Source organism: Pseudomonas lini, assembly GCF_001042905.1.
GTDB lineage: Bacteria > Pseudomonadota > Gammaproteobacteria > Pseudomonadales > Pseudomonadaceae > Aquipseudomonas > Aquipseudomonas lini.
This window is the reverse complement of record NZ_JYLB01000004.1, coordinates 603747-625118: the sequence shown is the minus strand read 5'-3', so window position 1 is coordinate 625118 and position 21372 is coordinate 603747. Positions and strand designations below refer to the sequence as shown.

The window sequence follows — 21372 nt, the reverse complement described above, 5'->3', positions numbered from 1 at the left end:
CATTCCAAATAAGCTTCGAGCAACGCAGCCCTGCACAACAGCAGGCCCGGCCCTTCGGGTTGTGCCTTAAAGCGGGCCAGCCTGCGTTGCAGGCCTTGGAAAGGGAACAACCATTCCCAGCGGCCTGCGCCTTGCCTGGCCCGCTTTAAGGCGACAACGCGGCGGGGAAACTCATTGAGAACGCCCCCTGGACCACTCGTCGTTCATCAGGCACCAATCCAGGTCAGAAAGGACCAATATCGGGTAAGGACTCTAATCAACGGAGACGACACCATGATCACGTCCCGACTGACCGCCCTCGCCCTCACCACATTGCTCACCTCTGTCGCGTTCGCCGCGACCAGCTCTTCCGGGACCGACCCGACCGATCCAATTGATAGGCCCGAATCTGCGGCCACCCAAGGCATCGACAACGGCCGGTCGCCTTCCCCGACGGCCACAGACCCACGGATTTATCACGACGACGCGGGCCGTCAGGGCGGGATGAATACACCCGGCACTCCCGATAACGCCGGAACCGGCGTCAGCTCGAAAACCACCACCGGTGGCTCGGGCTCCGAAGGCCGTAGCGCCAATCAATAAGTTCGCCGGTGCGAGCGAACATGCAATACCTACCCATCCTGACGAAGAGGTAACCATGAACGTCGATAAAAACCTGGAAAAAGAAGTCCTGACCCGCCTGCTGCACGCCCACCCAAATGGCTTGGGCAAGGAGGTTCTGGACAATTACCGGGGGGAGAGAGTCGTGGCCAGCACCCTCGCAACTCTGCAGGAGCGCGGGCTGATCCAGCACGGTCATGTGACCTGCAACGAAGCCGGCGAGCACTCGTTAAACCTGCCAATCAAGCTCAGCGCCGCCGGGGTTGAGGCGGCGCGCAAGCTGGATGTCTAACCATGTAGGAGCTGGCGAAGCCTGCGCCAGCTCCTACAACCAGGAGAAATCCCATGCCTCGTGGAAGCAAAGACAAATACACCGCCGAGCAAAAGCGCAAGGCCGAACACATCGAAGAAAGCTACGAGCACAAAGGTGTGTCGAAAGATGAAGCCGAAGCTCGTGCCTGGGCCACGGTGAACAAGCAGTCGGGCGGAGGTGAACGCGCCGGCGGCTCTGGGCGCAAGAAGCCCGCCAGCGCCAAGTCTGCAGATCGCAAGGAATCATCCCGACGTGCAGTGGCCACTCGTGAAGGCAAGCCACGCAACAGCAAGGCTTCGCGCGATACGCAGACGGTGGACAGCCTGATGAAAGAAGCCCGGGCGAAGAAGATTCCAGGGCGCTCGAGCATGCGCAAGCAAGAGTTGATCGAGGCGTTGCGCAAGGCGGGTTGAAGATCTGAATTGATGGAGAGTTTGAGGGCCTCATCGCGGGCAAGCCCGCTCCCACATTGGATCTATGTTGATCGTTGAATGTGTGAACGACATAAATCCATGTGGGAGCGGGCTTGCTCGCGAAAGCGGTGGATCAAGCGCCGAAAGTCTTCCAGATCAACGCATCCACCTCAGCCGCCCCCGGCGAAGTCGCCGGCCCCCAGCGAGTGACCGCCAACGCCGCAGCCGCATTCGCCCGTCGTGCCGCTTCGACTGCCGATAATCCATGCGCCAACCCGGCGACAAAAACGCCCGCGTGAGCATCCCCGGCGCCATTGCTGTCCACCGCCACGACCTTGAATCCCGGCACATGCTGGTGATCGCCATGCTGGCTGATCCAGCAGCCTTGCGGCCCATCGCGCACCACCGTCAACACCTCGGTGGGCAGATAATCCGCCAACCGATTCAATGCCTCGTCGATATCCTTCGCCCCGGTAAACCGCTGCGCCTCGACACGGTTGCTGGTCCACAGATCGATGCGCTGCAACAAGGCCTTCATCAGTGGCACGTCCGGTGAATCCGCCAATGGCCCCGGATCGAACACCACCTTGATCCCGTCCGGCAAATCCAGCACCCAATCCACCAGCGCCTGAGCCTTGCCGCCATGCAGCAGGCTATAGCCGCTGACATAGACAAAATCGCCCGCCTCGGCTGGCACACTCGCCAGGTCTTCGGCGGCCAATTCGCCTTCGGCACCGATCCAGGAAATGAACGTGCGCTCGGCCGAGGCTTCGGTCAGCGCGACGCACAGCCCGGTGTCGCGCTCGGTGCTCTGATCGATGCCGATCCGAATGCCTTCAGCCGTCATCGCCTCTCGGGCCAGGTCGCCGAAACGGCCCTTGCCATGGCCACCGAGGTAAACCACCGGCAAGCCGTTTCGCCGGGCCGCAGCCATCACATTGAAGCCACCGCCAGCCTCGAAACGGGCGGATTGCGCCAGCACGTCACCGCCTGATTGAGGCAATTTATCCACGGCCATGACCAGGTCGATCATGACCTGGCCGGTGTGCAACAACTTAGGCATGAGCACTCTCGAACAACGCAGCGCGGCGATCCTTGGCACCGCCGAGCACCCAGTAAATCCCACCGGCCACCAGGAACGTCACGATCCAGCCCAGGCCGTTGTGGCCCAGCCAGGAGTCGGACAAAAAGCCGCGGAACCAGATATCTTGTTCAGTGGTGCCAATGGTGGTGAAACTGAAACCCAGCACAATCGCCAGCGCCCACGCACCAAAGGCGCGCCACTCGACGCCGCCGCGATACCAGTAGGCGCTGCTCGGGCTGACGTCCAGCAGGTCTTTGGGGCTGTAGTAATGCCGGTGAATCAGGTCGACCACGAAGATCCCGACCCACGCCGTGATCGGTACGGCCAGCAAGGAAATGAAGGTGATGAACGGGCCGTAGAAGCTCTCGGCAATCAACATGAAGTAGATCGAACCGGCGAAGATCGCAATGATATCGAGCACCACCGCATACACGCGCTTGACCTTCAGGCCGAGGGTCAGCGTGGTCAAACCGGCGGAGTACACCGACAGGTTGTTCGACAGCAGCAGCCCGCCGAACGCGGTGATCAGGTACGGCACGGCCATCCAGGTCGGCAGCATGTCGCGGATCGCGACAATCGGGTCAGTGGCCGAGGCCAGATCATTGTTGCCCACCGACAGCAAACCACCGAGGGTGATCAGCAGCACCAGCGGAATCCCCGCACCGAATGCCGCCGACGCCACCAGACGCACGGCTTTGACACTGCGGTGCTGGTAGCGCGACATGTCGGCACCGGCGTTGGCCCAACCGATCCCGGTGCCAGCAGCCATGGTGCCGATGCCGATAATCATCGCGCTCAGGGGCGCTGGCGTGGCGTTGAATACGGCGCTCCAGTCGATGGTCGCGCAGAGGAAACCGCCTACAAGGATGTTCAACGCACCGAACACGTAGGTCGCCCATCTCTGAATCACCAGCAACGTGGCGTGACCGAGGCCGGACACCGACAACGTCAGCAGCACAAAAATCGCGATGAACACCAGGGTCAGCAGCGGCGCGCTTTTGGCTTCCACCGGTGAGCCGAACAGAATCGAGCACAACGACAGCAAGACGAATGCAGCGGTGGTGGTGTTGACGGTTTCCCAACCCAGTCGCGACATCAGCGAGACCAGCGTCGGGCCGATATTGCCGCGTACGCCGAAGATTGCCCGCGACAACGTCAGGCTCGGTGCGCGACCACGGCGACCGGCAATGGAGATGATCCCGACCACCGCGAAAGAGCCGGCGGCACCGAGAATGGCGACGATGATCGCCTGCCAGATCGCCAGGCCGCGGAAGGCTACCAGCGTGGCGCCCAACGGCAAACCGAGGATGGAAATGTTCGCTGCGAACCAGACCCAGAACAGTTGCAGTGGGTGGCCGTTGCACTCCCCTTCCGGCACCGGCTCGATACCACGGGTTTCCAATTGCCCGGCACTTTGCCCGATGTTCGATGAACTCATAAAAAAACTCCTGTTGCCATTGTTGTGGTTATGGGCAATTTCGGAAGTCGACATAACGTTCCGGCGATCCTGGCCATATCATTGCGCTCCATTGCGGGTGAAAAATTCTAGTATGCGGCGCGCCTATCGCGAGCAGGCTCGCTCCCACAGGTACGGCGTGTATCTCAAGGTTTGTACTATCCCTGTGGGAGCGGGCTTGCTCGCGAAGACGTCAGTACAGTCAACGCAGAGCCAACAGCCCCTGCACCAACGCTTCCAGCTGCAAATCATTTACCGCTTTAACCTGTTCGATCATCGCCACCGGCCAACTTTCAAGCCCCAGAGAAGCCCCAAGCATGGCGCCGAGAATCGCCGCGATGGTGTCGGTATCACCGCCCAGACTGGCAGCCATGCACAGCGCTTCGAAGGCACTCATCTCATCAATGGCTACTTGCTGAGCCAGCGCAAACGACACCACCACCGATTCCTGCGAGGCCACCGACGTGCCGATCACGTCGTACAGCAAGTCCGCCAGCAACGCTTTGTCGCTGTCGACGCTGATGCTCCGCGCCCAACTGATCCGCGAAGCGATACGTCCGCCAGCGACCCAGTGGCCATGGCTTTCGGCTTGCTGAGCGATCTGCTGGCCGAGGTTCAATGCCTCGCCCAGGTCCTTGCCGTTGATCCCGGCAGAAACCACCGCCGCCACCGCCGCCGCACTGGCAATTCCCAGTGTGGTGTTGTGGGTCACCTGACAGGCTTGCACCACGGCGCGGATGAAACGCTCAGGATCGGCAACATCGGCCGCAATCCCCACCGGCGTGATGCGCATCGCCGCGCCATTGGTGGTGCCGTGGCGACCCGCCTCTTCCAGCGAGTGGCCGGCGAGGATCATCTCGATCGCGCGTTTGGTCGAGGGGCCGAGCAAATCCTGCGAGCCCTTGGCTTGCATCCCGGCTTCCCATTCGATCAAGCGCTGGGCCAGCACCGCCGGTTCGATCCAGCCCTCGCCTTCAATCAACAACTGACCGACCAGGATCGCCTGTTCGGTATCGTCAGTGATCGAGCCTTTGGGCATGTTCGCGGCGATCGGTTGATCCGGGCCAGCGTCTTGCAGATCGGTGATCTCGCCAAAGCGCGCCTTGATCTCGGCGCGGCTCAGGGATTGTGTCGGCATGCCCAACGCATCGCCCAGGGCCAACCCATAGAAGGCGCCCAGTGCACGGTCGAGCGCGGTCATTTTGAAGTTCCAATTTGCAGGTGCAGACGAAAATGCACCGGGTCGAGCAGGCTTTCGACCTGTTCCATGAAGCGGTTCTGACGGTCGTAAGTGGTGCGCAGGGCCTTGAGGAACACCGTACCCTCCGGGCGCCCGAGCAATACGGCGTCTTCGGCATTCAAGGGTTCGGCACCGATCCACTGATCGCCGTGATCGCCGATGTAGCCGTAGGCGGCCAACGTGATGGTCAGGGAGTCATCGATCAAACCGACTCGCGGCAGGCCTTCCAGACCTCCGGTGGCGGGCATCAATGAGCGTTCAAGGGACACCAGCGTGCCATCGGTGCCGCGGCGGCGACGGTCGAGGGTGATGAACTGATCAGTGCCGAAACGTGGTAGCAGGTCAGGACGGGTGACCGCCTCCAGCCGCAGCACTTCGGTATTGATCAGCGCCCCATTGTCGGCCAGCGCCTGGGCCCAGCCGCTGCGCTGATCGAGCACCACACCGTCGAACGTGACGATGGACCCCACACCGCTTTGCGTAGCGATGTAGTGGCGCCGTTTCAGTTCGGCCAGGGCTTCACGCAGCGTGCCTCGGCTGACCTTGAATTCTTGAGCCAACTGATGTTCGCCCGGCAATAAAACGCCATCCTCCATGAGGCCGTTTTCGATGCGTCGGACGAGCTCGTCGACTACCTGTTGTTTCTTGTCAATTCGTAGCGGTCTAATCATGTACACCTCGGGTGTACCGTCATAGCTGAAACGGGTTGGGGCGAGCAAGGAATATTTTGTGAAAGTGGGTGAAGGATCCAGGTTCAAATCGATCGCTACGCGGTCAATCGTCGGCTCGCCACATCGTATTTGCTGCGTAAACACAACTTGAGGACGACAGAGATCAACTGTGGGAGCGGGCTTGCTCGCGAAGGCGTCGGCACATCCAGCATCAATGTGACAGATAGACCGTCTTCGCGAGCAAGCCCGCTCCCACAAAGGGAAATCAGCGTTGTTTCAGTCGGTCGATTACGACGGCCAGCAACAAGATCGAGCCACGAATCACATACTGATAAAACGTATCGATATTCTTCAGGTTCATCGCATTCTCGATGATCGCAAGAATCAGCACCCCGGCAATTACATGCCGAATCATCCCGATCCCACCGCTCAGCGACACCCCGCCGAGCACGCAAGCCGAAATCACCGTCAGCTCGAAACCCTGGCCAATCATCGGCTGACCGGACGTCATGCGCGACGCCAGGATTACCCCGGCCAACGCGCCGATCACACCGTGCACGGCGAATATGATGATCTTGGTTCGGTCGACATTCACCCCAGCCAACAACGCCGCTTCCTGGTTGCCGCCGATGGCCATGGTGTTGCGCCCGTAGGTGGTGTAATTCAGCAACCAACCGAAAAACAGGAAGCAGACGATGGTGATCAAAATCGGCACCGGCACACCGAACAACTGACCGTTACCGAAGACGAAGAACTGTTCCTGTGAAACGCCCACCGCTTTGCCATTGGCAAAAATGTAAGCCAGGCCACGCACGATCTGCATCGTCGCCAGCGTAGTGATCAACGCATTGACCCGCAGCTTGGCGATCACGATCCCATTGATCAGCCCGACCATCAGCCCCATCACCAGCGCTGCACTCACGCCGAGGAACACGCTGTCGGTGTCGCGCATCACCACCGCCGCGACTACGCCGGCACAGGCAATCACCGAGCCCACCGACAAGTCGAAATGCCCGGACGCCAGGCAATACAACATGGTGCACGCGGCAATCCCGGTAGTGGAAATCGCCAGGCCCAGACCGCGCATGTTCAGCGGCGACAGGAAGTTATCGATCAGCAAGGTGCAAAGCACAAAGATCCCGACGGCCGCCAGCAGCATCACCCAGTCATCGAGAAAGCGCCGCAGGTCCAGAGGTTTTCGCGGGGTTGGCAGAGCGTTATTTTGGACGGTCATAGTCACCTCTCAGTTCGCCACGTCGGCAGCGCGTTGGCGTGGCAACGCCAGTTGCAGCAAGTTGGATTCATTGGCTTGTTCGCGGGTCAGTTCGCCGCGCATCGCGCCTTCGCAGAGCACCAGGATGCGGTCGGAAATGCCCATGACTTCCATCAGGTCGCTGGACACCACAATCACCGCGATGCCGCTGGCCGCCAGGTTATGGATGATCTGGTAGATCTCGGCTTTTGCCCCGATATCGATGCCGCGAGTGGGCTCGTCGAGCAGCAGGACTTTCATTGGCATCGACAGCCAGCGACCGAGAATCGCCTTCTGCTGATTGCCGCCAGACAGGTACATGATTTTCTGCGCTGCGTTGGGCGTCTTCACCTTCAGCGCCTTGATCTGCTTGTCGGCGTTGTCCTTTTCCCACAGGCCGCGCAACAGGCAGCCGAAGGTGGAATGGGCGCCGCGAGCGCTGATGTTAATGTTCTCGGCAACGCTTGCGAGCGGCAGGATGCCCTCCTTCTTGCGGTCCTCGGGACACAACAGAATCCCCGCTGCGATAGCATCGCGCGGCGAACGCAGTTTCAGTTCACGACCGCGCAATTCCAGGCGCCCGGCGGTGTTGCGCGTGAGCCCGCTGAGCATCCGGAACAGCTCGGTGCGCCCGGCGCCGACCAGGCCGAACAGCCCGAGGATTTCACCCTTGTGCGCCTCGAAACTCACCGGCTCACGCAAGCCCGGCCCCAGTAACCCGTCGACCTTGAGCGCCACCGCGCCACGCGGACGGCTGCGGTAATCGTAGATATCCTGAATGTCGCGACCGACCATGCACGTCACTAACTGATCATGGGTCAGCGCGCTCATGTCCTCGAAGGTGCGCACGAAGCGACCGTCCTTGAACACCGTCACCGCGTTGCAGATACGGAACACTTCTTCCATGCGATGGGAGACGTAAAGCACCACTTTGCCTTCGTCGCGCAGGCGCCCGATGATCGCCATCAAGCGATCGATTTCCCGCGCCGACAGGCTGCTGGTGGGCTCGTCGAATGCAATCACATGCGCGCCACGGGACAACGCCTTGGCGATTTCCACCAGTTGCCGCTGGCCGAGGGACAAACGCCCGACTTTCTCTTGCGGGTCGATTTCATCGGCCAGGCCTTTAAGACAGGCCAATGCCTGTTGCCGCAAAACGCCACGATTGATCAAGCCGAAACTCGCCGGCAGATGCCCGAGAAACAGGTTCTCGGCGACGGTCATTTCCGGCACCAGGTGCAGCTCCTGATGGATCACCGCGACCCCGCTGCCAATGCTGTCGGCGGTGGATTTGAAGATCCTCTTCTGCTCGCCGATCTGCAGATTGCCGCTGCTCGGCGTGTAAGCCCCGCCAAGGATTTTCAGCAGCGTGGATTTACCGGCACCGTTCTCGCCCATCAAGGCGTGAACCTGCCCCGGATGGGCGACGAAGCTGATGCCGTCCAGCGCCTTCACCCCGGGAAAGGTTTTGCCGATTCCGTTGAAACGCAGGCTGCCGCCAATGCTCTGTTGATCTGTCTGTACTTGTGCGTGCATAAACCCACCTCATCACACCGGTCAGGCAGCCCTGTCGCCAGGGCTGCCGATGAAATCAACCGCGCCTCAGTTCCACAGGCCGATTTTTTCCAGTTCCTGCTTGAAGTTGTCGCGCGTGATCAGCGTAACGTCGTCCATCGCGGTGTATTTCGGCGGTTCTTTGCCGGTGGTGACCCACTCGTACATCATGCTCGCAGTGTTGTAGCCCTCGATGTGCGGGCTCGGCAGCATCGAGCCGAAGAAGCCGCTGTTGGGCTTCTTCAGTTCGCCAATGGCATCGGTGCCGTTGATGCCGATGCCGATCACGTTGGCCGCGGCAAAACCGGCGCTTTCGGTGGCGCGCACGCCGCCCAGCACGGTGTTGTCGTTCATGCCGCCGATGATCAGGTTTTTTGCCGCGCCCGGAAGCTTCACCAAGGCCGAGTTGGTGGCGTCCATGCTGCCGGGTACATCGAGGGTTTTCAGCGCCGAGAAAAGGATGTGGTCTTTCGGCATGCCGGCGTCTTCCAGCGCTTTGACAGAACCGTCAGTGCGTTTCTTACCGGTATCGAGTTCGTTGTAGGTGTTGATCACCGCGTAGGTGTCTTTCCATTCCCAACCGCGTTTTTTCGCTTCGGCGGCCATGGCGGCGCCCTGCTTCTGGCCCACTTCGAAAGCGGCCATGCCGAGGTACGGCACGTCCTCCATGAACTTGCCGCCGGCATCGACGAAACGGTCATCGACGGCGATCACTTTCAAACCGTTGAGCTTGGCCTTGGCCATGATTGCAGGGCCGAGGGATACGTCCGGCGGGCAGATCACGAAGCCCTTGGCGCCGTTGGCCGCCAGGCTGTCGATGGCCGAGAGGGTTTTCTCGCCATCAGGCACGGCGATCTTGATGACGGTGAAGCCCTTGTCCTTGCCGGCCTTTTCGGCGAAGGCCCATTCGGTCTGGAACCAGGGCTCTTCCGCTTGCTTGACCAGAAAACCGATCTTGACTTCCTCGGCCGCCAGCAACGTACTGCTCAGGCTGACCGCGGTAACCGCCAAAGCGGCACAACACAGGGAACGGATCCCACGACGACGTTTCATAAGCTGACTCCTTGTTATTTTTTTTGAGCGTTATTTGAAAGCCAATACAGCGGTCGAAGCATGCAGCCAATAGTCATATCGTATGATGATTGGATTTCAGACGTAGTTTCGCGCTTGAAACCCGGGTTATTCAGTCGTGATACATGACCGAACGCCCACCATCGATGGTGATGCATGAAGCGTTAATGAACGGCGCTTCATCGCTGGCCAGGAACACAGCGGTCATCGCCACTTCAATCGGCTGGCCGATACGCCGTGGTGGATGCAGGTCGAAGGCTCGCTGACGTTCGGCATGGGGGTCGGCAAAACCGTTCCAGTAATCGACGTTCAGTTGGGTTTCGATGTATCCCGGTGCGATGGCGTTGACGCGAATGCCTTTGGGTGCGTATTCGATGCCCAAGGCGCGGGTCAGTCCGAGCAAACCATGCTTGGCCACCGGGTACGGGAAGCAGCCAGGAATGATGTGAGTGGAATGGGTCGAGGCGATGTTGATGATGCTGCCGATGCCCTGCTCGATCATTTGCGGCAACACGGCTTTGCAGCCATACCAAGCGCCGTCCAGGTCAATGGCGAAGCAACGACGCCAGTCTTCTTCGGTCATTTCCAGCGGATCGCGGAACACGTTGACCCCGGCGCAATTGACCAGCACATCGATTCGACCGTGAAGTTCGATGGCCAATCCGGCCATGGCATGCAGGTCTTGCTGGCGCGACACGTCGGCCTTGATCGCTACGACATCCGCGCCTTGTTCACGCCAGTGCGCCGCGACTTTTTCGACTTTCTCGGCCTGGATATCACTGATGATCAGCTTGGCCTGCTGGGAGGCGAAGGTGGCAACAATCGCTTCGCCGATCCCCTGAGCAGCACCGGTCAGCAGCACGACCTTGTTTTTCAGGCGCTCACCCTTGGGCGGTTCGGGCACCGGTGGCAAGGAAAGAGGTTCAGCCATGGATCAACACTCCTGTTCGAAGGCACGACGAAAACCGGACATCTGTCGATGTCCGGTCAAAAAGCTGTTGGGAATAGGCAGGCAGGCGCGAAAACGCCCGGGCGCCGAGGCGGCCTGAAGCACTGACTCCGTCAGGGAGTGCGGTGGAATATCGCTGCATCACTTCACCTGTTTTGTTTTTTTAAGTGTGAGTGCGTGTAACTGATGGGGCCGACTATAAACCCGACCACCAAATAATCTCAATATATAATTTTACATCCCATACTTAGGGATTTATCCAGCAAACCGCTGACAAGCTTTTCCGGGCACATCCACTCGAATCGATAACAGCGCGCCGTCCAGCGGGTGATTGAGCGGGCTTGCGGCGCTGGTGATGTACAGGGTTTTGAAGTCTTCGCCACCGAATACACAACTGGTGGGACGGCTGACCGGCAGCTCGATCACCCGATCCACATGACCTTCGGGGTTCAATCCGAGCAGACAACTGCCGTCCCAACGGGCATTCCATACATAGCCCTCGGCATCCATCGCCGAGCCATCGGGGCCGCCGCGTTCGTGGGGGCCAAGCCAGACATAGGCGGTGTCCAGGTTGCCGTCGGTATGGATGAAATGCCGATAAAGCGTTTTGTCGAGGCTGTCGGCGAAATACAGAGTTGTGCCGTCGTCGCTCCACAGCAACGTGTTGGGAATGCCTAATCCCCGAAGCAGCGGCGTGACCCGAGCATCGCCGTCGATGCGAAACAGACCACCGGAGCGACGCACGACGGGCAAATCTTCGCCCTGCTCACCGATGTTGTTTTGCATGGTGCCCAGCCAGAGCCGGCCCTGGGCATCGCAGCGGGCTTCATTGGGGCGATTGCCGGGTTGCGGATCGGCGACGCAAAACAAGGTCAGCCTAGGTTCCAGGCCTGGAGAATCCAGATCCAGCCGATAAACCCCACTGCTCAATGTCACCAGGGCATCGCCGCTCTCGCAGGGGATGAATGCGGACACGTGCTCCGGCATCTGCCAGATTTGCACATTGGCGCCGATCAGCCTGAGCGCTTGTTTGCCGGCGATATCTACCCAATACAGCGCCTGGGTCGGAGCATCCCAAAACGGGCCTTCGCCGAGTTGCGCACGGTGTCCGGTAACCGCAGTCCACGTCATGAAACCTCCTGTCTTTTTGCTTTTATGTGGGAGCGAGCCTGTATAAGTTAAAACGCAGAACCCTGTGGGAGCATGGCTTGCCCGCGAAAAATGCACCGCGGTTTTTCAGGTATTACGCGTTATCGTTCTTCGCGGGCAAGCCACGCTCCTACAGGATTTTCGTCGCTCAAATTTCTTACTTACCGACGCCACACAGCCCGCTGCACCAAGGGTTCTTTATTGTCAGCTAGCCTTCTTGTCGGCCATGACTTGGGGGTAGAAGCGTTTGATCGCCAGGTCCGCGTTATCGATCAGGGTCATGCAAGCCCATACCCCCCGCGCGGAATCCCGGGCGGCGATGGCGTCGGCCATGTCTTTATGGATTGGCAAGGTTCGGCGCAGTTCGTCCGGGTCGGCGGCAGACACTTCAAAAGACACTGCCAGCAACGCGCCGAGGGCCGGGACCATTTGTTCGATGAATTGATTGTGGCTGGCGGCGAGAATGCACTCGTGAAAGAACTGGTCGGCGCGGTTGTAATCGATGCCGCTGTCCACGGCCCGTTCCAGCGCGTTGTAGGCCTGGAGCACGGCTTGCACTTGTTCCACCGTCGCCCGCTCGCAAGCCCAGCGCACCGCCATGGGTTCGATGGTGCGACGCAGGTCGAGCAAGTCGTCGACGAAGTTTTCCGGTAAGCCACTGCGCGACAGCCAGCCGACGACTTGCGGATCAAAAAGATTCCAGCGCCGCACCGGCAATACGCGTGTGCCGACCTTCGGCCCGACTTCGAGCATGCCTTTGGCCACCAGGGTTTTGATGGCTTCACGGATGACCGTACGGCTGACACCGAGCTGCTCGCCCAGATCGGCTTCGACCTTGATGGTTTCGCCCGGTTTGACCTGGCCGGCAGCAATCCAGCACCCCAGCCAGTCGACCGTCGACGCATGAAAACTGCTGGACATGGGCACCTCGTCGACCGGTGATAAAAAAACAAACGACACAAAGCCGTTCGCGATGGGTGTCCACGCTAATCATCATATGATTGGGTGTCAATTGGATTTTCAGCTGCCCCGCCAATACGGACAGGGTTGTTCGTCCGAAACCTGCCCGAAGCGCTTTGATCCCATCCACTTTGTAAACTACGGTTAGCCGCAACAGATCGGGCTGTCAGCGATTTGTACCCCTTCAAATCAGCTAACGATAGGTACAAACATGGACATGGATGCGTCTACGAAATACCCCATTGTGTTGGTTCACGGTCTTTTCGGCTTCGATAAAATCGCCGGTTATCCCTACTTCTTTGAAATCGAGGAAGCCTTGGAACGCGCCGGCGCCCAGGTGTTTGCCGTCAATATTCCAACCGTCAACGGTAATGAGGAACGCGGTGAAAAACTGCTCGAACACGTCAACCGCATTTTGCTGGAAACCGGAGCCGCCAAGGTCAATCTGATCGGCCATAGCCAAGGCCCTCTGGCCGCACGCTACGTAGCAGCGCTGCACCCGGAAAAGGTTGCGTCGGTCACCTCGGTCAGTTGCCCCAATCACGGTTCCGAGATTGCCGACCAATTGCATAAGGCGCTGACGCCGGGAGAGTTGCCCGAAGCATTCGTACTGGCCCTGTTGGGCGCGGTCGGCACCTTCATTTCGTTGATCAGCGGCCATCCGGAAAACCCGATTGACCCTGAGGCGGCATTCGAATCGCTGACCAGCGCAGGATTGGCTGCCTTCAATCGCAAGTACCCACAAGGGCTGCCAAAGGTTTGGGGCGGGGAAGGCAACGAAGTTGAAAACGGCGTGTATTACTACTCCTGGAGCGGGATCGTGCAGAGGTTCCAAAGCCTGCAACCACTCGACCCGAGTCATTTGAACTGTAAAGTGCTGTCAAAGTTATTTTATAAAGAAAAGGACGCCAATGATGGGCTGGTCGGCCGCTACAGCTCGCATCTGGGGAAAGTGATTCGCTCGGATTACCCGATGGACCATTTTGACGCGGTCAATCAGATGGCCGGGATCAACAGTTGGAACGTGAGTCCGGTCGGGCTCTACCTGGAACATGCAGAGCGACTCAAGAGCAAAGGTTTGTAAGCCCCAAAAAAACGGCCCGTTGAAATAACGGGCCGTTTCTTTTTTACAACACAGAAGCACAGAAAGACAGCGCGTTAAGGCTCAAGCCCGATAGGGAAGAATTCGCCACCGCTCCACACGCCCAGCCAACGCTGCCCGTCAATCTCACGACTGACCGCCAGCTCCACCAGTTGGTAGAACACATTGCGGTGAATCAGCGCTTCAAGGTTGGTGCGCACATGCACGTACGGCGCGGGTTCCTGAGTTACCGGATCGATCACCACACGCATAGGGTGCTCGGTGCCGGCATCGGCGGTTTCATCGACGTTGGTGGTAAATCGCAAGACCTGGGCTTCACCCTCGCCTTCGACCTCCACGGCAATCGCCACGAACGGCGCGTCGTCGACCTTGATGCCAACCTTTTCGACCGGGGTAATCAGAAAATAATCATCGCCGTCGCGGCGAATGATGGTGGAGAACAGCTTGACCATCGGCTTGCGCCCGATCGGCGTACCGAGGTAATACCAGGTGCCGTCGCGGGCGATGCGCATGTCGATATCGCCGCAGAAGTCGGGGTTCCACAAGTGGACCGGCGGCAAGCCTTTGGTTTTGGGGATTTGCCCCAACAGGTCGTTGGCTTTTTGCGGGCCACTCATGGCGTTCTCCTTTGAATTACTGGTCGCTGAGCCCCAGCAGGCTACGAGCGTATTGCTCCAGCGGCGGGCCCAGCAAGTCTTCTGGCTTATTGTCGTGGAACGTCAGTAAACCGCCACGACTCTTGATACGTGCAGTATCAATCAAATACTGGGTGCTGGTCTCGATCAACATGATTTGAATCACGCCGTTGTCGATACCGAGACGATCCACGTGTTCCTGGTCGAGCCATTCGTCCGAGTTGCCGATGCGGTCGTCGGCCTTGGCGAAACGCGTGTAAAGCAGGTAATGGGCACCGGCGGCACGGGCTTCGCCCATGGCAGTGTCGAGGCCTTCCGGCGCACGGGCGCGGCGGACCATCGGGAAATATTCGATAAAGCCGTTGAAGGCCTCCTCGGCCACTACGTTAGGTCGCGGGTAGGCACTGCCCGGCGGCGCGAACGCACCTTGGGCGATGTAGATAAACGAGTCCGGCTGAATGCGGAAGTTATTCACGCGACGGCTGTCGCTGTGGTCCAGCAGCCCCGCGTCGCTCATGTGGTAGCGAGTCCCTTCGGCCATATCGCTGACATTCATGCAGCCACCAAGCGCCAAAACGGCCAGCAGCAAAACCAGGCTACGCATCCTACCCTCCAGAGGCCGGTGACGGAAAACCGGCGAATGGCCATGGGATGCAGCTTCCGCGCCAGCTCAACGTGCAGGCGTGTGTCAGTTGTTTTTGGGGTGAATGGTGGATGGCTTGCCCGCGATGAGGCTCGATCAGCCGCCGATGATTTTCATGATGGTCGCGCCACCGGAGAACGCCACTTCCTGCTTGTCCCCCAAGGCTTTGACCAGCAGTCGCTGCAAGGCCGGCAGCGCCTGGTGACGAGGCTTGTCCAGCAGGTCGCCGACATAGTGGCGATTGCTTGACGACAGGCAGCCATGCAGCCAACCAGTGGACGACAAGCGTAGACGCGAACAGGTGCGGCAGAACGGAACGCTTTCGTTGGCGATCACGCCGAAGTGGCCCAGCCCCGGAATCTGGTAACGCACCGCCGTGGCATCGACGGGTGCATCGGCCTGAAGGTACTCGTAGCGCTCGCCGATCAGGCTCAGCAACTGCTGGAGGCTGACGAACTGCTGCAGGAAAGCGTTGGAGTCGCTGGCCAGGTGGCCCATGCGCATCAATTCGATGAAGCGCAACTCATAGCCGCGCTCCAGGCAGTAGTCGAGCAGTGGCATCACCTGATCGAGGTTCTGCCCACGCAACGGCACCATATTGACCTTGATCTTCATGCCAGCCGCGGCGGCCTGGGCCATGCCGTCAAGGACGGTCGCCAGATCACCGCCGCGCGCAATGCTGCGAAAAGCGCTGGCATCCAGGGTATCGAGGGAAACGTTGATGCGCCGAATACCGGCATCCACCAGCAGCGGCAGCTTCTTCGCCAGCAACTGACCATTGGTGGTCAGGCTGATGTCCGCCAGGCCCATCTGCCCGACGGCAGTCATGAAGGCTTCGAGTTTGGGACTGACCAGTGGCTCGCCACCGGTAATGCGCAAACGCTCGATGCCCGCGGCCTCAATCAGGTACGCCACGCCGCGTGCCATGGCCTCCGCCGACAACTCATCCTGCGCAGCCACCAGCCGCTTGCCATTGGGCACGCAGTAGGTACAAGCGTAGTTACAGGCTGAGGTCAGACTGATCCGCAAATTGCGAAAACGCCTGCCTTGACGGTCAACGATCATGGATCACTCCGGCGAAAGAAGATTCGAACGCGCAAAACTTGACTCACAAATCAAGTTTTAGCAAGCCCTATGCCTGAGTATATTCCTGCGGTACTGCGCCATGTAGCTAAATCATGGCGCAATAAGGCAACTGAATGGTTCAGCTGCTCGGCGTGTCGGTGTCGCGCTTGCGCTTGTTGCCCATGCGCACGCCGATGTCCATCAGGAACTGGAAGAAACCTTCCTGATCTTCCAGCACGTTGCTCCAGAACGGCGAGTGATACAGCGCCACGGCGCCGTGCACCAGCGCCCAGGCTGCGCAGTAATGGAAATAAGGCGGCACGTCTTCGAGCTTGCCTTCGCTGATCCGGCCCTTGATCAGCAGGGTCAGGCGTTCGAAGTTCGAGGCGCGGATCTTGTGCAGTTCCTCGACCATTTCCGGCACCTGGTTGCCCTTGACCACCTTTTCTTCCAGGCGATCGAACAACCGATAGCGTTGCGGATCGCGCATACGGAATTCGAAGTAGGCCCGGGACAGGGCTTCCTTGTCCTTATCGACATCGGCCGAATGCAACAGCTCGTTCAAATCGCGCTCGTAATCGAGCATCAGGCGCAGATAGATCTCCGCCTTGGATTTGAAGTGCTTGTAGATCGTGCCTTTGCCGATACCGACGGCATCAGCAATCATCTCGACGGTGACACTGTCTTCACCTTGTTCGAGGAACAGCTTGAGCGCGGTATCGAGAATTTCTTGCTCGCGGCGACGAAACTCACGGACCTTACGAGGTTCTTTATGCATAAGAAAAGGTCTGTAGGGGTCAAAATTCGAAGCCGCGTATTATGCCTAACTTACGCCAAAATGCACGGATCATCCGACCATATATGTGTTTCTTGATGAATTCGCGCCACCTCGCGGGTTGATGAGAACTCAACTGAAGCGCGCGTATTCCAAATTTGTTTAAAAACCCGACCAGCTAAACTGGACTCGGCGCAATACTGATCAATACTTCAACTGTCGGCGAGGCATCTCCCCCAAGTGTCGCGTCGATGAAGGTACCAACGGATTGCGTGCCTTTGTTTTACTCCTAATGGTCTTAACCCGGATTCACCCCCCAGAACCCGGGTTTTTTTTGCCTGCGATTCAGCGGCCAAAATCCCATAGGCTGCGATCTTTTCTAACGTTACACCGATGCCCTGACGTGCGCCAACGGGAATAAACGCTTGAAATTCTCGGTGGTCTGCTCGGCAAATCGCTCGTAGGACTCACCTCGCAACATTGCCAGAAATTCCGCTACCTCACGCACGTACTGCGGCAGATTCGGTTTGCCGCGATAAGGGATCGGCGCCAGGTACGGCGAGTCGGTTTCCACCAGCAACCGGTCAGGCGGCACCTTGCTGGCCACATCCCGCAGGGCATCGGCATTGCGAAAAGTGACAATACCGGACAAGGAAATGTAATACCCCATGTCCAGCGCAACCTTGGCCATCTCCCAGTCTTCGGTGAAGCAATGCAGCACGCCCGCCTGAGGCAGTGCCGCTTCGCGTAGCAGCTCAAGGGTATCGGCCCGCGCGCCACGGGTATGGATGATCACCGGTTTGCCGGTCTGTTGCGCCGCTTGCAGGTGCAGGCGGAACGACTCCTGCTGCAACGCCGCCGCTTCCGGCTCGTAGTGATAATCCAGACCGGTTTCACCGATCGCCACCACCCGCGGATGATTGAGTTCGCGCAACAGCCAATCCAGCGCCGGTGCGGCACCCGGCTGCACATCGAGTGGATGCACGCCGACCGAACAGTCGACATCGTCGTAACGTTCGGCCAGGGCTTTGACGTCGGCGGCGTTATCGGCGCTGACGCCAATGCACAGAAAGTGCCCTACCCCGCGCTCACGGGCCGCATCGAGCGCGGCATCCAGGGAGCCGTCGTGGGCGGTGAGGTCGAGGCGATCAAGGTGACAATGGGAATCTACGAGCATAAAAGGGCTGCAACTTACATCGTATGAGTGGGACGGTCGGACTTCAGCGCTCCGGCCAGATGGGTTTCGATTCGACTGCGCGCGGTGTTGTCGCCTTCGTTGAATTGCACGCCAACCCCGGCGGCGCGATTGCCCTGGGCACCTTTGGGGGTGATCCAAGTGACCTTGCCGGCGACCGGGATCTTTTCCGGTTCATCCATCAGGTGCAGCAACATGAAGACCTCATCGCCCAACTTGTAGCTCTTGTTGGTCGGGATAAACAGGCCACCGTTCTTGATGAATGGCATGTAGGCCGCGTAGAGCACGGCCCTGTCCTTGATGGTCAAGGACAAAATACCATTGCGCGGCCCCGGACTGATGGGTTCGTTCATGCTGACCTCCACTGTCTGATGATCAGAGTCTAGTGTCAGACGGTCACTTCTGGGTAGGCAAGGATACCCATTGCACCAACAGCGCCTCCAGCAACAACGCCGGATTGAGGTTGGCCTTGCTCATCACTTTCTGCCGCTGGGCGAGAATCCAGTCCTGGATATTCAGGACTTTGTCCTGTGCGGATTTCTGCGCCAGGTACTGAATCACCTTGCGCATGTCCGCCAACCCCAGCCCGGCTTCATCTTGAGTCAATTGATAACGCAGGATCAGGCTCGACCAGTCGCAGAACCAGTCGAACAGCAGCAACATGGGAATGGTTTTCCACTCCTCGGCCAGTTGCGTCGGCGATTGCTGCTGCTTGAGCAGTTTCTTCACGCCTTCAACCACCAGTGCCCGCTGCTCTCGCACGCCCTGTGCCTGCAATTTGACCGCGGCCAATGGCGAACCGGCGGCGAGGGTCAGCAGCTCAATGCGCTCTTCTTCCGAACAGTCCGGCAAAGCGCTGGCCAGCCAAGCCAGACTCATGGCTTCGCTTGGCAACGGACAGGCTTGCTGCACGCAACGGCTCTTGATGGTCGGCAGCAGACGGCTGGTCTGGTGGCTGACCAACAGCAAAACGGTATCGCCGGACGGCTCTTCAAGGCTTTTCAGCAAGGCATTGGCGGCGTTGATGTTCATCGACTCGACTGGCTCGATCAGCACCACTTTGCGACCGCCCATCTGCGCGGTTTGAACCACGAAGCTGACCAGATCACGCACCTGATCGACCTTGATCGCCTTGTCTGCCTCTTCCGGCTCCAGGATGTAGTTGTCGGGGTGACTCCCAGCCTTCAGCAGCAGACAGGATTTGCACTCACCGCAGGCGTCTTGGGCGGTCGGGCGCTGACACAACAAATGGGCCATCAGACGCTCGGCCAGCGCACGCTTGCCGATCCCGGCCGGGCCATGCAGCAAATAGGCATGAGCGTGCTGGGCACGGCCGGCCATTTGCTGCCAGAGATTGTCCTGCCACGGATAGGCTTCAGCCACGGGTCAGCTCCAGCAGACGTGGCAACAAGGCATCCAGAGACTGCTGAACCTGCGCCAGCGGCTGAGCGGCATCCACCAGGACATAACGCGCAGGATCCGCTTTGGCACGCTCCAGAAACGCGGTGCGCACCGCATCGAAAAACGCTCGGCCCTCGAGTTCGAAACGGTCCAGCCGACCGCGGGCGCTGGCGCGAGCCAGGCCCACTTCTACCGGCAGATCGAAGATCAGCGTCAAGTCCGGGCGCAGATCGCCCTGGACGAATGTTTCGAGGATCGCGATGCGCTCCAGCGACAAACCACGACCACCCCCCTGGTAGGCATAGGTCGAATCGGTAAAGCGATCGCACAGGACTACCGCGCCACGGGCCAGCGCCGGGCGGATCACCTCGGCCAGATGCTGAGCTCGCGCGGCGAACACCAACAGCAGTTCGGTGTCGGGATTCATGACCTCATCGACCGGCGCCAACAGCACGTCGCGAATCCGCTCAGCCAGGGGCGTGCCGCCGGGCTCCCGGGTCAACACCACCTCGATCCCGGCAGCGCGCAGACGCTCGGCCAAGTATTCGCGGTTGGTACTCTTGCCGGCACCTTCCGGGCCTTCCAGGGTAATAAACAAGCCAGTCACAGGCAGTCCTTAGTCAGAGTCATTGCGGGCTTTGCGGCGCGGGCGCATCCGCTTCGGGTGCTGGCGCAGATTCTTGTGCGGGATCTTGTGCGGGATCTTGCACAGAGTCTTGCGGCGCTACGGGAGGCAAGTCTTCGGGCGCCGCATTGGGCGAAGCCGCCGGGATTGGCGCCTGGGAATCCTCCGTCGACGGCGTAACAGTCGGCGCGGGGCTGGACCGGTAATCGGCACGTCGATTGATCTGGAATTCGCGCACCGCATTGTTGTGGGCGTCCAGATCATCGGAAAACACGTGGCTGCCATCACCGCGCGCGACAAAATACAGGCTGTTGCCATCCGCCGGATTCAGCGCCGCATGGATCGCTTCGCGCCCCACCATCGCAATCGGCGTCGGCGGCAGACCCGCAATCATGTAAGTGTTATACGGCGTCGGCTCCTTGAGATGAGCGCGGGTCAACTTGCCGTTGTAACGATCACCCAGACCATAAATCACGGTCGGATCAGTCTGCAACAGCATGCCCATTTCCATGCGCCGCACGAACACGCCGGCGATCTGCCGACGCTCCTGCGGCACACCGGTTTCCTTTTCCACCAGCGAGGCCATGATCAGCGCCTGATAGGGCTCGGTGTAAGGGACGTCGGCAGCGCGCTGGTTCCATTCCTTGAGGAGGACCTCATCGAGGCGGTCGTAAGCTTTCTTGAGCAGATCGGCGTCGGTCATGCCACGCACGAAACGATACGTGTCGGGGAAGAATCGCCCTTCCGGAAAAACCCCGCTGTGCCCGAGCTTGTCCATCACTTGGCTGTCGCTCAGACCGTTGAGGGTCTGCTCGAGTTTTTCATCCTTGGCCAGCGCTGCGCGAACCTGATGAAAATTCCAGCCTTCAACCAGCGTCAGGCTGTACTGCACCATTTCTCCGCGCTTCCACAGGTCGATCAGCCCGTTGACTGTCATACCGGGCACCATGCGGTATTCGCCGCTGTGCAGCGGTTGTCCTGCCAGATTGAAGCGCCAATACACACGCAGCCAGAAAGCGTCTTTGATGACGCCATCGGCTTCGAGTCGAAGGAAGGTGCGGTTTGGCGTAGTGCCTTTGGGCACTTCCAGCAGCTCTTCCTGGGCGATGTTCAGCGGCTGTTCCAGCGCCGAATCGATTTTCCAGGCGCAAGCGCCCGCCAACAGCCCCGCCAGAACCAATCCGGTTTCCAGCAGCAGCAAGAATTTACGTCTCACGAA

Annotated in this window: 23 protein-coding genes; 4 read left to right on the top strand and 19 right to left on the bottom strand. The window is 59.4% G+C overall.

The genetic code is table 11. The annotated features are described in order from the left end of the window. The first annotated feature begins 273 nt into the window (after positions 1–273). Genes TU81_RS14990 through TU81_RS14980 form a run of 3 tightly spaced genes read left to right on the top strand, consistent with a single transcriptional unit; the run spans position 274 to position 1326 of the window. Complete coding sequence (locus TU81_RS14990; RefSeq protein ID WP_038982113.1) at positions 274–582, top strand: hypothetical protein; 309 nt, start codon at positions 274–276, stop codon at positions 580–582. A gap of 55 nt (positions 583–637) precedes the next feature. Further along, a complete protein-coding gene (locus TU81_RS14985; protein ID WP_038982112.1) occupies positions 638–892 on the top strand; it encodes a hypothetical protein in 255 nt (84 codons plus the stop codon). A gap of 53 nt (positions 893–945) precedes the next feature. Continuing rightward, positions 946–1326, top strand: coding sequence for a Rho termination factor N-terminal domain-containing protein (locus TU81_RS14980; RefSeq protein ID WP_038982111.1), 381 nt, complete (start codon positions 946–948; stop codon positions 1324–1326). A 133-nt stretch (positions 1327–1459) separates the two neighbouring features. Here TU81_RS14980 and TU81_RS14975 read toward each other — a convergent pair whose 3' ends face one another. The 10 genes from TU81_RS14975 to TU81_RS14930 all read right to left on the bottom strand — a co-directional run bounded on the left by TU81_RS14975 (position 1460) and on the right by TU81_RS14930 (position 12673). Next, positions 1460–2389, bottom strand: coding sequence for a PfkB family carbohydrate kinase (locus TU81_RS14975; protein WP_038982110.1), 930 nt, complete (start codon positions 2387–2389; stop codon positions 1460–1462). Then, complete coding sequence (locus tag TU81_RS14970; protein WP_048395833.1) at positions 2382–3848, bottom strand: purine-cytosine permease family protein; 1467 nt, start codon at positions 3846–3848, stop codon at positions 2382–2384. The genes TU81_RS14975 and TU81_RS14970 overlap by 8 nt, the downstream gene beginning before the upstream one ends. Before the next feature lie 220 nt (positions 3849–4068). Continuing rightward, positions 4069–5067 (bottom strand): ADP-ribosylglycohydrolase family protein, encoded by a 999-nt coding sequence (locus tag TU81_RS14965; protein WP_038982108.1) that lies wholly within the window; start codon positions 5065–5067, stop codon positions 4069–4071. Next, positions 5064–5777, bottom strand: coding sequence for a GntR family transcriptional regulator (locus tag TU81_RS14960; protein WP_038982107.1), 714 nt, complete (start codon positions 5775–5777; stop codon positions 5064–5066). Before TU81_RS14960 ends, TU81_RS14965 begins: the two co-directional genes overlap by 4 nt. 265 nt (positions 5778–6042) lie before the next feature. Continuing rightward, positions 6043–7011 carry an L-arabinose ABC transporter permease AraH gene (araH, locus tag TU81_RS14955; RefSeq protein ID WP_038982106.1) on the bottom strand — a complete coding sequence of 323 codons (969 nt, stop codon included), beginning with the start codon at positions 7009–7011 and terminating at the stop codon, positions 6043–6045. A 9-nt stretch (positions 7012–7020) separates the two neighbouring features. After that, complete coding sequence (gene araG / locus TU81_RS14950; RefSeq protein ID WP_048395831.1) at positions 7021–8565, bottom strand: L-arabinose ABC transporter ATP-binding protein AraG; 1545 nt, start codon at positions 8563–8565, stop codon at positions 7021–7023. A 66-nt stretch (positions 8566–8631) separates the two neighbouring features. Further along, on the bottom strand, positions 8632–9636 hold the full coding sequence (locus TU81_RS14945) for a substrate-binding domain-containing protein (protein ID WP_038982104.1): 1005 nt from the start codon (positions 9634–9636) through the stop codon (positions 8632–8634). Positions 9637–9766: 130 nt separating this feature from the next. Continuing rightward, entirely contained in the window at positions 9767–10585 is an 819-nt protein-coding gene (locus TU81_RS14940; protein ID WP_038982103.1) for an SDR family oxidoreductase, read from the bottom strand. Positions 10586–10858: 273 nt separating this feature from the next. Next, the gene (locus TU81_RS14935; protein ID WP_048395829.1) at positions 10859–11734 is read right to left on the bottom strand and encodes an SMP-30/gluconolactonase/LRE family protein; all 876 of its coding nucleotides are present in this window, start codon (positions 11732–11734) and stop codon (positions 10859–10861) included. A 222-nt stretch (positions 11735–11956) separates the two neighbouring features. Beyond that, positions 11957–12673, bottom strand: a complete 717-nt coding sequence (locus TU81_RS14930; RefSeq protein ID WP_038982101.1) for a FadR/GntR family transcriptional regulator — start codon at positions 12671–12673, stop codon at positions 11957–11959. 250 nt (positions 12674–12923) lie between these two features. Between TU81_RS14930 and TU81_RS14925 the strand changes: the two genes are divergently transcribed. Continuing rightward, the gene (locus TU81_RS14925) at positions 12924–13796 is read left to right on the top strand and encodes an esterase/lipase family protein (RefSeq protein WP_048395827.1); all 873 of its coding nucleotides are present in this window, start codon (positions 12924–12926) and stop codon (positions 13794–13796) included. A gap of 74 nt (positions 13797–13870) precedes the next feature. Here TU81_RS14925 and TU81_RS14920 read toward each other — a convergent pair whose 3' ends face one another. The 9 genes from TU81_RS14920 to mltG form a co-directional block, all read right to left on the bottom strand. Continuing rightward, the gene (locus TU81_RS14920) at positions 13871–14431 is read right to left on the bottom strand and encodes a DUF1285 domain-containing protein (RefSeq protein ID WP_038982099.1); all 561 of its coding nucleotides are present in this window, start codon (positions 14429–14431) and stop codon (positions 13871–13873) included. 16 nt (positions 14432–14447) lie between these two features. Beyond that, positions 14448–15053: a DUF4823 domain-containing protein gene (locus TU81_RS14915; protein WP_038982098.1), complete on the bottom strand. Its 606-nt coding sequence runs from the start codon at positions 15051–15053 to the stop codon at positions 14448–14450. Positions 15054–15188: 135 nt separating this feature from the next. Then, on the bottom strand, positions 15189–16157 hold the full coding sequence (locus TU81_RS14910) for a GTP 3',8-cyclase MoaA (protein ID WP_038982097.1): 969 nt from the start codon (positions 16155–16157) through the stop codon (positions 15189–15191). 139 nt (positions 16158–16296) lie between these two features. Further along, positions 16297–16935: a TetR/AcrR family transcriptional regulator gene (locus TU81_RS14905; protein WP_007942012.1), complete on the bottom strand. Its 639-nt coding sequence runs from the start codon at positions 16933–16935 to the stop codon at positions 16297–16299. A gap of 382 nt (positions 16936–17317) precedes the next feature. Beyond that, entirely contained in the window at positions 17318–18109 is a 792-nt protein-coding gene (locus tag TU81_RS14900; RefSeq protein ID WP_038982096.1) for a TatD family hydrolase, read from the bottom strand. Between the two features lie 14 nt (positions 18110–18123). Beyond that, positions 18124–18480: a PilZ domain-containing protein gene (locus tag TU81_RS14895; protein WP_008014345.1), complete on the bottom strand. Its 357-nt coding sequence runs from the start codon at positions 18478–18480 to the stop codon at positions 18124–18126. A 43-nt stretch (positions 18481–18523) separates the two neighbouring features. Beyond that, the gene (locus TU81_RS14890; RefSeq protein ID WP_038982095.1) at positions 18524–19510 is read right to left on the bottom strand and encodes a DNA polymerase III subunit delta'; all 987 of its coding nucleotides are present in this window, start codon (positions 19508–19510) and stop codon (positions 18524–18526) included. Then, entirely contained in the window at positions 19503–20135 is a 633-nt protein-coding gene (tmk, locus tag TU81_RS14885; RefSeq protein WP_048395826.1) for a dTMP kinase, read from the bottom strand. The genes TU81_RS14890 and tmk overlap by 8 nt, the downstream gene beginning before the upstream one ends. 19 nt (positions 20136–20154) lie before the next feature. After that, the gene (gene mltG, locus TU81_RS14880; protein ID WP_048395823.1) at positions 20155–21369 is read right to left on the bottom strand and encodes an endolytic transglycosylase MltG; all 1215 of its coding nucleotides are present in this window, start codon (positions 21367–21369) and stop codon (positions 20155–20157) included. Between the last annotated feature and the right edge of the window lie 3 nt (positions 21370–21372).